At 42.9% G+C, this 14229-nt stretch carries 10 protein-coding genes and 1 pseudogene; all 11 read right to left on the bottom strand.

The genetic code is table 11. From position 1 onward, the window contains the following. Positions 1 to 2: 2 nt before the first annotated feature. Positions 3 to 407 carry a DoxX family protein gene (locus tag QUF86_RS12160; RefSeq protein WP_289315206.1) on the bottom strand — a complete coding sequence of 135 codons (405 nt, stop codon included), beginning with the start codon at positions 405 to 407 and terminating at the stop codon, positions 3 to 5. A 268-nt stretch (positions 408 to 675) separates the two neighbouring features. Continuing rightward, positions 676 to 1440 carry an ABC transporter ATP-binding protein gene (locus QUF86_RS12155; RefSeq protein ID WP_289334491.1) on the bottom strand — a complete coding sequence of 255 codons (765 nt, stop codon included), beginning with the start codon at positions 1438 to 1440 and terminating at the stop codon, positions 676 to 678. Continuing rightward, positions 1437 to 2234 (bottom strand): ABC transporter ATP-binding protein, encoded by a 798-nt coding sequence (locus QUF86_RS12150; protein ID WP_289334489.1) that lies wholly within the window; start codon positions 2232 to 2234, stop codon positions 1437 to 1439. Before QUF86_RS12150 ends, QUF86_RS12155 begins: the two co-directional genes overlap by 4 nt. Next, entirely contained in the window at positions 2231 to 3070 is an 840-nt protein-coding gene (nikC, locus tag QUF86_RS12145; protein WP_289334488.1) for a nickel transporter permease, read from the bottom strand. The genes QUF86_RS12150 and nikC overlap by 4 nt, the downstream gene beginning before the upstream one ends. Then, positions 3061 to 4014 carry a nickel ABC transporter permease gene (nikB, locus tag QUF86_RS12140; protein ID WP_289334487.1) on the bottom strand — a complete coding sequence of 318 codons (954 nt, stop codon included), beginning with the start codon at positions 4012 to 4014 and terminating at the stop codon, positions 3061 to 3063. The genes nikC and nikB overlap by 10 nt, the downstream gene beginning before the upstream one ends. Then, positions 4014 to 5543, bottom strand: a complete 1530-nt coding sequence (gene nikA, locus QUF86_RS12135; RefSeq protein ID WP_289334486.1) for a nickel ABC transporter substrate-binding protein — start codon at positions 5541 to 5543, stop codon at positions 4014 to 4016. The genes nikB and nikA overlap by 1 nt, the downstream gene beginning before the upstream one ends. Positions 5544 to 6301: 758 nt before the next feature. Then, positions 6302 to 7447 (bottom strand): mannitol-1-phosphate 5-dehydrogenase, encoded by a 1146-nt coding sequence (locus tag QUF86_RS12130; RefSeq protein WP_289334485.1) that lies wholly within the window; start codon positions 7445 to 7447, stop codon positions 6302 to 6304. Positions 7448 to 7452: 5 nt separating this feature from the next. Further along, a complete protein-coding gene (locus QUF86_RS12125) occupies positions 7453 to 9543 on the bottom strand; it encodes a BglG family transcription antiterminator (protein ID WP_289334483.1) in 2091 nt (696 codons plus the stop codon). Positions 9544 to 9629: 86 nt separating this feature from the next. Beyond that, positions 9630 to 11573, bottom strand: a complete 1944-nt coding sequence (locus tag QUF86_RS12120) for a PTS mannitol transporter subunit IICBA (RefSeq protein ID WP_289334482.1) — start codon at positions 11571 to 11573, stop codon at positions 9630 to 9632. 206 nt (positions 11574 to 11779) lie between these two features. Further along, on the bottom strand, positions 11780 to 13180 hold the full coding sequence (locus QUF86_RS12115) for a CitMHS family transporter (protein ID WP_289315197.1): 1401 nt from the start codon (positions 13178 to 13180) through the stop codon (positions 11780 to 11782). A gap of 134 nt (positions 13181 to 13314) precedes the next feature. Further along, positions 13315 to 14197, bottom strand: a pseudogene (locus tag QUF86_RS12110) (helix-turn-helix transcriptional regulator). Between the last annotated feature and the right edge of the window lie 32 nt (positions 14198 to 14229).

Genomic DNA, 14229 nt, shown 5'->3' with positions numbered 1-14229 from the left:
TGTCACTTCCCTTTTTTATTGAAAATCATGTTATCCAAAGAGAGGGCTATGCGGTTTGTACACGCTAGATAGACAGACATGGCTAGTAGTGCCAAGTCCAGTTCGTAGCCCGCCGCTTGCCCGTTTCCAAGAAAACCAGCAGATAATTTAGCTGTAAAAATCGCCCCCGCCATAATGACCGCAAACAGGACGGAAACGATTCGTGTTCCCAAACCAAGTATAACCGCAAGTCCTCCGATTAATTCGATACCTGCAACGATATAAGCCATGAACCCAGGAATACCAAGGCTATCAAAAAATCCCGCCGTGTTTCCTATGCCCCCTTGAAACTTTGAAATGCCGTGAATGAAAAAGGTAAGACCTAAAATCACCCTTAAAAAAACTTGACCTGCTTCATTTTTATTCATGTATGAACTCTCCTTTTTTTATCGGTTACTTTATGTAAGTAATTATATTTAAATAAGTTTATAATGTCAAGTAAGTTTATTGGAATATAAAAAGAAACGAATTGCCGAAGCAACTCGTTCCTTTGGTATCACGGTTTAAATGTGTAATAAATGGTTGAATTGATGATGAAAGAGTCCGCAATGGTTCTCCCGACTTCACTTTACTCCCCCCTAAGTTCCCTTTAATCGAAATTGTTACGATTTAAAACCTAAAAGTGGTATAACCACTTTATTCAAACATCGAAATCAGTTCTTTGGTGTATGAATGGCGATCGTTGCAAAAGAGATGTTCGTTTTCGAAAGAATCCACAATAACACCCCCTTTCATCACCATGATCCGTTGGCTCATCTCCTGTACTGCCGACAGATCATGGGAAATGAAAAGGTAAGAAATGTCCAAAGTCTCCCTCAGCTCGCCTAACAATTTCAGCACCGCCGCTTGTGACAGCACGTCAAGGCTTGAAGTCGGTTCATCCAATATAATGAGGGCAGGTTCAATGCTGATTGCGCGCGCAATGGTCACCCGCTGCTTTTGTCCGCCGCTTAGTTCATGCGGGTAACGTTCAGCTAAGTTCTTTGGAAGCTCCACGGTTTCCAGCAGTTGTCCGATAAAGTTCCCTTCACTTGTATACGTAAAATGTTTCATATTGACCTGGCTGCCATATTGAAGATATGGATCCATTAGTGAATCTTTTATCCTTAGTTTTGGATTCAAAGCTGATGCAGGATTTTGCAAAACGGCCTGGATATTCTTGCGGTATGGATTTAAACTGCTTTCACTTTTATTTTGCAGCGCGGTTCCTTCAAATAGGATGCTTCCTTGGTCAATAGATTCTATTTGAAGGATGATTCTTGCCAATGTGCTTTTTCCGCACCCGCTCTCTCCCACTAATCCCAGGCATTCCTTCCTTTCGATGCTAAAATTCACGTTCCTCAGTATTTTTACTCCATTATCAAAGGTTTTATGGACATTCCGAACGTCTAATAAACTCATCCCGACACTCCTTCAAGCTTAAATGGACTTCTTCTCAGTGTAGGCGACGATTGAATCAGTCTTTTCGTGTAAGTATGCTGTGGATGATTCAATACCTGATCCTTATCACCGGTTTCAATGATGGCTCCGTCTTTCATGACCGCAATGCGGTCCGCATATTTCCTGACATGACGTAAATCATGGGTGATGAACAAGATTGCACATCCGGTTTCTTTTTGGAGCCTTGATAACAGCTGCAAGACCTTAAAGGAAGATACACTGTCCAAGGCAGTGGTCGGTTCATCAGCTATCAATATATCCGGTTCAAGCAGCATGGCTATTGAAATGGATACACGTTGAAGTTGCCCACCGCTTAATTGAAAAGGGTATCTGCTGTAGATACCTTCATTCAGGCCCACCGATATGAGCGCCTTGACCGCTTGCTTGCGCCTTGCCTTTTTGGAAAGGTTCAAATGTGTCCGCTGATATTCCTCGAAATGTTGACCGATGGTATGGAACGGTGTGAATGAACCCTGGTAATCTTGAAAAATATAAGCCAGGCGCTTTCCGCGAAAATGCCGGATTTCAGAAGTGGATAGCGTTAAAAGATTCTTTTCCCCATACCATATTTCCCCCTTCGCTTGGAGATTCGGTGCAAGCAGCTGGCCGATTGCCATGGCCGTCATGCTTTTGCCGCTCCCACTTTGTCCGACAAGTGCGAACCACTCACCTTCATGCACATCCAATGAAAGATCCTTGACGATATGATTTTGCTTTCCCATGATATTTAGATGCCTAACGGATAAAATGCTCATGATTCCACCTCCTTTTTCACATCGAATGCATCGCGCAAATAATCACCGAGTATGTTGGATAAAAGGACGACAAATGCGATGGCTAGCCCCGGGTAAATCATCAGCAACAGATTGGATTGAAAATACGGACGGGCATCGTTCAGCATGGCCCCCCACTCCGGTGCCGGCGGCTGCGCCCCGAGCCCGATATATGATAAGGAAGATATGAGCAAAATGATTTTCCCTAAATCGAGACTCGAAAGGACGAGCACGTTGCCGATGAGATGCGGAAATAGATGCTTCCGCATGATCCTGAATGAACTTAATCCATTGATTTTAGCAGCTGTGACATAATCCTTCTGGCGTTCGGTGATCACCGTACTTCGTACAAGCCGGGCATAATTCACCCATTTCACTAGAACAATCGCCAAAAGAAGATTTTCGATGCCTGGCCCTAATAGGCCACTCAGCACAATGGCAACGATCGTATCAGGGAATGCGAGAAACGCGTCGCCAATGCGCATGAAGATCCGATCGATCAGTCCTCCTTTAAATCCGGCAATCACCCCGAATGGGACGCCGATGATAACAGCTGCTAACAAGGATAAGAGCCCGTAGCCAACCGTCAGCTGTGCACCTAGCAGAAGGCGTGTCAATACATCACGCCCTAAATGATCCGTTCCTAATGGATGTTCCATGCTTGCCGGCCATAGCCTTTCTCCCAGATTGACCAATGTCGGATCATGTTTCAGGATAAGAAAGGTGTAAGCCGCAACGGTAAGGACCAAAACCATCACCGTAAATAGGAGGGTCACTCTCCAACGTCTTTTGGATTGTTTTTTGAACACTAACTCCATTTTCCATGCTTCCTCTCCTTCAGTCTTAGCTCCGGATTTAAATATCGATAAGATAAATCAACGGCACTATTAACCATGAATACAATGATGGCCATGATCAACAGGTACCCTTGAATAACTGGGTAATCCCGAGACCGAATCGAGTCCACGACCATCTTACCTATGCCTGGATAGGCAAAAATCACTTCGATCACCACTACACCGCCGATCAGGCTGCCAAGGCTGACACCGAATACGGTAATGACTGGGGGCAAGCTATAACGAAATGCATGGACAAAGAATATCCGGATTTCTGAAATTCCCCTTGACCGGGCAGCCCTAATGAAATCTTGACTAAGGGAATCAATCAAACTCGAACGCAGTAAACGGACGTACACACTAGTGATGGCCAGCCCCAACGTGACTGATGGCAGAATCAAAGAACGGAATCCGTCCCTGCCCATTGTTGGAAGCGCCCCCCATCGCACCGCAAATAAATCTATCAATAGCAGGCCCAGCCAAAAGCTAGGAATGGCTGCCCCCAACAAAGAAACGGTACGGCTTAATTGATCAACCCAGCTTCCTCTGTACAATGCGGCAAACGCCCCTAAAGGAATGGCTATACCAAGCATGACAAGCAATGCCCCAATCGTCAGCTCAAGTGTAGCAGGCAGTCCGCCCATGATCATTTCCATAACGGGCTGATTCGTAAGATAGGAATTCCCAAAATCCAATTGGATAAAGTCCGCAAACCAATCGCCATATTGCACGAACAGCGGATCATTGAACCCCAATTCTTCACGAAGCTCATTGACTTGCTCGTTTGTGATCGAAACATCATCCACTTGAAGTATCGAAAGAACCGGGTCCCCCGGAGCAAGCCGAACAAAAAGGAAAGAGATAAATGTAATCACAAGGACAAAAATCACGACCTCAATAAATCGCCGGAACAAGATGCGGAACATCACTTCACATCCAGTTCATTCGTCAGCATGTAGTATTCGCTTCTCGAAGTGATCCAGTTTTCAACTTTATCGGCGTCATAGGCAACAAGTGTATTCGGATGTAAAATGAACGAATTATACACTTGTTCATCCACATACATTGCAATATCTTCAGCTAAATCCGAGCGCTTCTCCTGTCCGACCGTTACATTCAGCTTGTCAATAAGGGACGTCAGGTGATCATCATCGGCCCCGCTGAAATTCAAAGCTCCCTTTGGATGATAAGTTGCATTTAAATAATAACCGGCATCCCCGCGCGGAGCCGTTAAATTGCTGTAGGTCGTTAAATCCCAATCCCGATTGGCAGCCATATACTCTTCCGGGATTTCTATTTGCTTGATTTTCACATCAATCCCCAACTGGCCGGCATCCGATTGAAAAACTTGGGCAATTAACGGCAGGTCGGCACGAGAACTGTATGTAAGAAGTGTAAACGTTAACGGTTTGCCGTCTTTTTGCATGACACCATTCACTTTCCTATATCCCGCCTGATCAAGAAACCCCTTAGCCGCTTCCATTCCATTCTCTTTTTTCGGATAGTCCGGAGCAAACGAGAAAGTGGATGGAAAAGGCCCTGTTGCCACTTCTGCATGACCATGTAAAATCGTATCCGCAATCGAAGAGCGGTCGATCAAGGCATCTATCGCCTTTCGGACGTGTATGTCCTGCAGGGGTTTACGCTCCAAATTCATCGTCATTTGATGTACACGGAAAGTCGATGTGGATTCCACCTTCACCCCATCTATCGCTTCTAAATTTTCCAGGCTTTCCACTTCCGGACGGAAAACAATATCGGCGTCTCCCGATTCCAGGGCAAGAGATCGTGCATTGGCATCTTCATTAAATGAAAACCTGGCTTTCTCAAGCTTAGCGGCTCCATCCCAGTAAGACTCATACCGGATTAGATCAACAGCCGTACCTGGTATGAACTTCGAAACGGCAAATGGCCCTGTTCCTATCGGCTTGTTTATGTAGTCACTTTCCGTTACATCAATAATCGATGTATTTGGATGGACCAATTCAGATGGAAACTCCGGAAAGGGAACCTCTGTCTTAATGGTCAGCTCATTTCCGTTCGCTTCAATCGATTCAATGCGCAAGGCATTCTTGATAGCTAAACTATCTTTCATCGCCCGCTCCAAGGATGCCTTCACCGCTTTGCCATCCATGGGCTTTCCATTCTGAAAAGTCACACCCTCCCTCAACTCGAAATTCCATAATTGACCATCCCTGCTATCCCAGCTTTTCGCCAGCCAAGGTTCGATAGTCAAATCCTCATCATTGAGATGCACCAATGTCTCAGTGATGCCAGCCCTTAGTGACACATAACTAGTATCAACATTCGGATCAAGCGAGCTAGTTGCGAAATTAAAAAGTAAATTCACTTCCTTCTTCCCACTCCCTTGCTCTTTCGCAGACTCCGTCGAGCAAGCAGCCAAGAGCAAGAATGAGAGAAATAGCACAAAAATCGATTTATATTTTCTGAACATGATATATTCCTCCATTACTTCATATTTATTTACGCTGTAAAATCGTATTGATTACGATTTACACCGTAGTCATGACGAACCAATCTGATGTTACCCCAATCAGAAATCAGCCTATGTACTTGCACCGTACTCGGAATACATGCGCCCTTACGAGTAACAGCTCTAAATCTCGTGCAATAGACGCAAAATCTTGTGTAAAATCAACCAACTCAACTTAAACACCCATTCACGAGTAAATCAGCCAAATTCACGAGTATTTGCTCTAAATTCACGAGTAAATGTGCCAAACTCACGAGTATTTGCTTCAAACTTACGAGTAAATACTCTAAACTCGAGATTAAACACCAAACTCTCGAGTAACAGCTCTCTAAATCTTGTTTAATAGCCCAGATTCTTGAGCAATTGCACGAATCGCTCGTAATACGGCACTTATCCTCTTATGTAAAGTCTTAAACTCAAGCAAGTGCTATATCCTCCAACATTAAAAGCTCCTTCCATCAAATAAATCAAAATCGTTACGATTTAAACTTTGTGAAAATTAAAAAGTGACTCTTGTCTTGACCGTCTTTCATTATAAAACGTAATGATTACTATTAACAAGGTTTTTTTTCGTTTTTGTTAAACGGCTTCCACTTCTTCCTTTGAGCTTCAAAATTTTGCTGCCATATCGGCTAAGAGGTACCTTCTTTAATTGGCTTTTGATTTAAAAAAAACTCCTGAAAAATAAATTTCAGGAGTTCTTCGAATCTTGTATATTTTTATTTTTTCAATTCGTTGTAATGATTGATAACTATTTTGGTTATTTCGCTATTTTCGTCCAATCCGCTAACTTCATTAAGTGCGTTAGCTACACCATGTTCTTTGATCATCGTTTGCAGTTTAAGCGCTTCTTCATCTTCATTAAAATCAAAGAGTAAAGCGGCTGCTATCGCCTTCGCCAGATTAGTATAGGAAAGACCGGCTTTCTTAGCTTCTACGGCAGGACGGACGAGACGGTCGTTTGGCCCAAGCTTACGAAGCGGTGAACGGCCGACTCTATTCACTGAGTCATTTAGGTAGGAATTTTTAAATCGATTAATGATTTTTTCGATATACTGCTTATGCTCATCTGCGTCCAACCCGTATTGCCTTATTAAATATTCGCCCGTTTCCCCTAAGGTTTTCTTGACTTGCTCTACAATGCCTTCATCTTCCAAAGACTGGTCAATCGTCGATTTGTTATTTTTGAGATAACCTAGGTAAGCAATGACGGCATGTCCTGTATTAACGGTAAACAGTTTTCTCTCAATGAATGGAGCTAGTTCTTTTACAATGGTCATCCCTTCGACGGCAGGAATGCTTTCATTCGTTTCAACGACCCATTCATAATAAGGTTCCACCAATACATCTAGTGATCCCTCGTTATTTTGTAAAGGAACGATCCGGTCGACAGCTGAATTAAAGAAGAATACTTTTCCAGCTAGGTTTTCCCTCGTTTCTTGATCCATGTTTTCGAGAATGTACCCTTCTAAAAGGTCCGTTGCCGATATTTGGTTTTCACAAGCGATCACATATAGTTTTTCATCGGTTTCCTTCACTCTTGAAGCTAACCCTTTTGCAATTAAAGGAGCGATATGAGGCAAAATATTCGGACCGATTGCAGTGGTAAGGTAGGTTGCCTCTGATATTGCCTTAATGATTTCCTCTTCCTGCTTTAAGCTGTTTAAACCTGAAACATTTTTTACAGTAACCGATTCTTGTTGATCAGTTGCCAATTTGACTTGATATTGTTTTTTATCATTTAACTGATCGATGATTTGTTCAGCTATGTCTACAAATGTCACATGATATCCAGATTGCGAAAAGAGTGCTCCGATAAATCCTCTTCCTATGTTCCCTGCTCCAAAATGTACTGCTTGTTTCATTACAATCATCCCTTTATCAAGTTAGTATATAAATAGTCCAAAAATATGGCTTCCAGTCTTCTGCTGATCATTTCTTCGTCAGAAGATGAAAAAATCATGATGGATTCATTACTTTCAATTAAGCTTGAACTTATTAAGCTGACGATTTCCTGCTGCTTCACACTCAATTCTTCAGGCGCCAGCATCAGCAGCAAATTTTTCATATGGACTTCATTTCCATCCATACCTTTTACCAGACAATAATCCTCCAAGTGGGCGACCTGGAATATCAGTTCTTTCACATTCTTATGTCTGGTATGGAATAGGCCCATTCCAGTGCCAGGAATGCCTAATCCGCCTTTTTTTTCCCGCTCGTTCAGTGATCGGATCACATCATCCGCACCAATTAGCAATTCTTCCTTTTCAGCCAGCCTGACCATTTCTTCGATGATCCGCGGATGTCCTTTCATGTGCGGAAGCCGATAAAACCGGAAGTTATCCGTGATCGACTCGATGCTCTGCTGGACATCTTTCAATTCCTGTAGCACTTCCTTCAATTCGCCATCCTCTTTTTTCGGCTGGGAAGCCTTATGGCCTGTATGACTGCCATAACGCTTATTCTTCGTGAAGTTTTCAATATTCTTCCTTAAATAATTCCTGATGTTCAATATATTCTCTTCACTCAAAAGAGGGGACACGAGGATATAATCCATATCGATATATGGAAGCCGAACGGTAGAAATGATCACATCATAGTTATTCAGGCTGCCCTGCTGCTGGATATCTTTGATCGTCTTGATTTCTACAGTCTGGATTTCCATGATTTCTTTTTTGATCCGGCTTGCAAGCATCTTCGACGTGCCTATACCTGTCGGACAAACGATGAGTGCCCTTATTGATATTTCTTCCTCCCGCAACACTAAGGCAGATCCGAAATGAAGGACGATGAAAGCTATTTCATCTTCAGGAAATTCTTTGATTTCTTTGAATCCCTTTTCCAGACTGGTCTTCACTGCTAAAAAGAGAACCGGATACTTTCGTTTAATATCTTCCGTTAAGGGATTATACAATCCCATTTCCTGTTTGATCCGGAAGAGCGATGGTTCCATATGGGCAAGGAGCCCTTGGTACAATGGGAAATCCTTGGTCAAATCGATTTGCAGTTGAGCAGAAACATCTTTTATCAAGTTCCTTATCAGCTGGCCCAGCACCACACTGTCATAGGGAACGGTATCCGCCGCATGAAGCTTGGAACCTTTAAGGATGGCCGCAAGGTAGCTAATATCATCGATGGTAAATGAGACTTCCAGCATGGCACTGAGTTCCTTGCCTATTTTATTCATGAGATTATTTTCATCCGAGAGTTCGCTTATTTTCTTGAAGTCCTTCTCCAAAAGAAATTGGCCTTCATTCCTTTGCAGGGTTACATAAATATGTACAATCAACCCTATATACCCGCTATCCGCCAACCGCGAATGGACACTGTTAAAAGTCGAGTTCAGCACCCCATCAATAGCCTGAAGATATTCGGGATCGAAATAGTCGAGGATTTTCGCTTCTGGAAATTTTCCTTCTTGCAATAAAAATAAACTTTCAATCAGCTCTTCATTAAAGAAGTGCAAGAAATAGGCGGCCTGGGCTTTCCGTTTATTTTCTTCAGTTCCGGTAAGCTCAATTCCGACTCCCCTTTTTCTGGTAACCACGATATTAAAATTTCTTAACCACTCGGTCAGTTCGTCTAAATAGGTGGTAAGAGTGGTTATGCTTATACCGAGATCCCCCGCAAGTGCTTGAGTTTTATATGATTCCTCCTGCAGTAAAGCTAAAAGGAGATGCAACTTTCTTTCTTGTGGCGTTTGATCGATCGGATGATTACCCATCAGGTGCTGTACAAGCCGAAAGACTTGTTGATTCTTTCCATCGATGGACAGCCCTTCATGCGTATTGCGTGTTAAATGCAATTCAAAAGATTGCAGGATTTTTTCTATCGACTTCAGATCACGTTGAACCGTTCGGACACTTACATTCAGTTGTGTCGCAATGGATATGGCCGAATGTTTCCCTGAAGTTTTTATGATCAATTCTATGATTGATTTTTCCCTTGAAGTAATATACATGCTACCAACTCATTTCAGGTGGAGTAACACGAGAAAATACTGAATAGAAAAGCGTAAAACGCTTTTCTATTCATGGTTAAGAGTATTTAATTATTTCCGACGTTTATGATATCCATCAATTCCCTGGCTGATGTGGCTTTAACCATCTTTTCAATATTCTCCATTTCGGAGCAGGTAACTGCTATGCCAGATAGAATTTCAAGATGTGTTCCATCCTTACCGGCAATGCCGAATATCAATCGTGCCTTTTGGCCGTCAAAGTCGACACCATCAGGAATCTGTAAAACGGTAAATCCGGATTTAAGAACATCTTTCTTCGCTTCCTCGGTTCCGTGCGGGATGGCTACATCATTGCCCATATAGGTTGAAGTCAATTCATCGCGGGCAATCATTGCCTCAATATAGCTTTCCTTCACGTAACCTGCATTGAACAAAGCCCTTCCCGCAAAGCGGATCGCTTCTTCTTTATTGGCAAATTGTTGATTAAGGAAAACATTTTCTTCGCGAAGCAATTCATTATCATCCTGTTCATCTTCGTTGATGCCAGGCTCGATTGAATGCTCACGAACACCGGGAACTTTCTCTTCGGCATCTTCGACGATTTCATGAAGCTCATCGGTACCGTCATCCTGAAGCCGTGCAAGCAATGCATCGTATTCAGGGCTCGATAAGAAATTATCGACGGATACATGATAAGCATTCGGAACTTTATTCTGTGCCCTTGGAGTTAACTCTTCCTGTGTAATGACTATTTGTGCATCAGCAGGAATGTTTGAGATCGCCGTATTTGTAACCGCGATATTCAATCCGGCTTCCTTCACCTTCTTGCGAAGCAGCGAAGCCCCCATCGCACTTGATCCCATGCCAGCATCGCAGGCAAATATTATTTTGCTGACGTTTGTTGGCATCGTTCCCGGATCTGAAGCGAATACATCGGCTACTGAGCTTTTCTTGCCTTTCATTTCTTGCATTTTTTTCGCGGCATCTTCAATATTCTCTTCGGATTGCTTTCCTGTTTTCAAGATGAATGCACCGACGATGAATGAAACAAGGGCCGCTACGATCACGCCTGCAAAGTTAGCAATATATGCGCCCGCATTATGCGGAGTTACTGCTGTAATGGCAAGTATGCTGCCTGGAGAAGCCGGGGCGAACAATCCTCCGCCTAGTAGGACCAATGTGAAAACCCCACTCATGCCTCCAAGAATGACGGCTAAGAATAACATTGGCTTCATTAGGATATAAGGGAAATAAATTTCATGGATCCCGCCGAAGAAATGAATGATGGCTGCTCCTGGCGCCGATTTCTTTGCCGTTCCCTTTCCAAAAAAGCAATAGGCAAGCAGTACGCCGATACCTGGTCCAGGATTCGATTCCAGAAGGAACAGGATTGAAGCCCCTGTTTGTTTAACTTGCTCTACACCAATTGGTGATAGTACACCATGATTAATGGCATTGTTCAGGAACAATACCTTGGCAGGCTCGATCAAGATGCTTGTCAACGGCAGTAAACCTGTACCGACAAGCCAATCGACTCCTGCTACAAGCCAGCCTGTAAATACATCCACAGCAGGCCCGATGGCCAGGAAGGATAGAATGGACAATAAGCCGCCAAGTATCCCCGCCGAGAAATTATTAACAAGCATTTCGAATCCGGCTTTTATTTTCCCTTCAATCAGTTGATCGAATTTCTTGATGGCATAACCGCCGAACGGTCCCATTATCATTGCGCCAAGGAACATAGGGATGTCAGATCCAACGATGACACCCATTGTCGCAATGGCACCAACTACTCCACCTCTATGGTCATGGATTAGCTTACCGCCCGTATAACCAATTAAAAGCGGCAGTAAAAACGTGACCATTGGTGTAACCATTTTGGCAAGGCTTTCATTTGGCAGGAAACCCGATGGAATGAATAGGGCAGTGATTAACCCCCATGCTATGAAAGCTGATATATTCGGCATGACCATTGAACTTAGAAAGTTACCGAACTTTTGAACGGCAACCTTTATATTAAAGTGAGCCATTTTGCTCTCTTCCCTTCATATTAATATAGTTTCCATTAATCTTAAGGTACGTAACTTCCGCATTCAATAAAAGAAAAAGCTAACTTTGTCGCGGAAGGGAAGACAAACATAATGTATCTCAATTTACCAGAATTATTCAGCGCTTGATGCAGATAGAAAAGAGTCCCGTTCGCATCTTTACGAACGGGACTCTTTTAAAATATTTCTTATAGTGGGATGATTCCCAATAGGACAGCTACCACTATCATGACAAGCGTCGATCCGCATGCCCATTTCAGGAAAGTGCGCTGCAATGCACCGAAATCTTCCCCTACCATTCCAACCAATAGATAAGTAGATGGAACAAGCGGGCTTAATAGATGAACAGGCAACCCTAAAAGAGAAGCTCTTCCAATCAATGCAGGGTCAATTCCATAAGCGGCTCCCGCTTTAGCAAGTAATGGGAGTACTCCATAATAAAAAGCGTCATTAGACATGAAGAACGTGAAAGGTGCTGAGATGATGGCTGTGATGACGGCAAAATGTGCACCCATTTGGTCTGGAATATGCTGAATCAAAGAGTTTGCCATGGCATCCACCATTTCCGTACCGGCAAGGATTCCAGTGAAGACACCTGCTGCAAAAATCATCGAAATTACAGATAAAGCATTGTCCGCATAGTTTGCCACACGCTCTTTTTGATCACTGAGTTTCGGATAATTAACCGTAATGGCAATGGCAAAACCTATCATGAACAGGACCGCCGAAGGCATAAGTTCCATGATCAGTGCCACCAGCAAGGTAAGAGTCAATGCGTAATTGAATATTATCAATTTAGGACGTTTAAGATAAGCATCTTCCGTTGCAGCCGCGTGCTGTGCCACAGCTTGATAATCGACTTCTATGATCCCAATTCTCTTTCTTTCTTTTTTACCCAGGCAATATGCCATGAAAAGGACGAATAGGACTCCGCCAATCATCGCTGGAATGACAGGGGTGAAAACATCGGACATTTCAAGTTTTAAAGCGGTCATCACCCGTGCTGTAGGGCCTCCCCAAGGAAGAAGGTTCATGACTCCAGATGACGATACGGCAATACCGGCCAATACTAACGGTCTCATTCCAATCCGTTTATATAGCGGAAGCATGGCTGAAATCGTTATCATATATGTAGTCGTACCATCTCCATCCAAGGAAATCAGCAAAGCCAGGACTGCCGTACCGATGGCAATTTTCACTGGATCTCCTTTTACAACCTTAAGGATCGTATTGATGATCGGGTCAAAAACGCCAGCATCGATCAAAATGCCAAAGAAAAGAATCGCAAATAAAATCATGATTCCCGTTGGCGCGACGTCTTTGATTCCTTCCAACGCCATCTCACCCATTTTACCGCCAAACCCACCAATAAGTGCAAAGGCACTTGGTACTGCAATCAAAGCTATCATGGCTGAAAGTCGCCCTGTCATAATTAAAATCATAAACACTACTATCATCAAGTATCCTAATAAAGCGAGCATATCTATCACTCCTAATCTTCTAATAAGATAAATTGTATATGAAATCGCTTTATCTGTAAGCGTTTTCAATTTATTGTGTTTTAAAACTATTTTGTTAATTGTGTTCATTGTGTTCACAGACGCGATTTTCCAGAGTGAACCGGACGCCATTCCCCCGGGTTGAATGGCGGGTTCTTTAAGGAAAAGATATGATTATTAAGCAAACAGTGACTAAATCTTTATGCAAGGCAGAGGCTTCGTATTTATTCTTCAAATGATAAATTTGCCGGTCCATCCAATAGGTCACAGCCGTAATCTATATTCGTCGTTGGCGTATCTATATTGACTTCCTCGAATTCCAGTTCATCGATCCATACTTGGCCACGCCCTGAAAGAAGGACCCCCGAATGAAATGATGGCACTGTTTTCGGGTACATCCAAGACAATATAATAATGGTTCCATTCCGTATCGTTAACGATGGGCCGATTTCCCATATTGTCGAATTGCAAAACATCATGAAGGGCATTATCCACCCTCATCCATAAACCACAAAATCCATCAACATCTTTTGATTTTAAAAAACCCGACAGTTTCATTCTTTTACCAAGGTAATTTTCCGCCTTGAATTGTTGCATCATCGTTGCAAATTCCTCCTTGGATTCCGCAGTGACTGATTTCAGGAAACCTGATGCCCGGCCTTTATGGAATGTCTCCCGGTCAATTCCCATTTTATAATTGAATGGATGACTCCCACTTAAATTCCATCCTTTTAATAATTGTTCGTTTTTCATCGTCATTTCCTCCTTTTGCAAGGTTAATTTACTTACGAGTTTCCGATATTGCCCTGGCGGCAGTTCATAATATTTCTTGAATGAACGAGTAAAGGATTCTTGTGTTTCAAAGCGGTAATATAAAGCAATGTCAATTATTTTTTCATCCGTATAAAGCAGCATGTTTGCGGCATTGGCGATCCTTCGATATCGAATATATTCTGATACGGTCACGCCAACCTCCTTGTGAAAAATACGATGATAATGAAACTTCGAAAAACCTGCGAATCGTGCGATGTTCTCCAAGGACAATTCGTCTTGTAAGCTATTCTCTATATATTCAATCGTTTTTTGAATGATGGGACTGTATCTCATTTCCGAACCTCCTTAAGAATAAGATAACAGAT

The sequence above is a fragment of the Peribacillus sp. NJ11 genome (genome assembly GCF_030348405.1).
Taxonomy (GTDB): domain Bacteria; phylum Bacillota; class Bacilli; order Bacillales; family DSM-1321; genus Peribacillus.
Note: the sequence above shows the minus strand (reverse complement) of the source record. Positions and strands in the feature narration are given on the sequence as shown.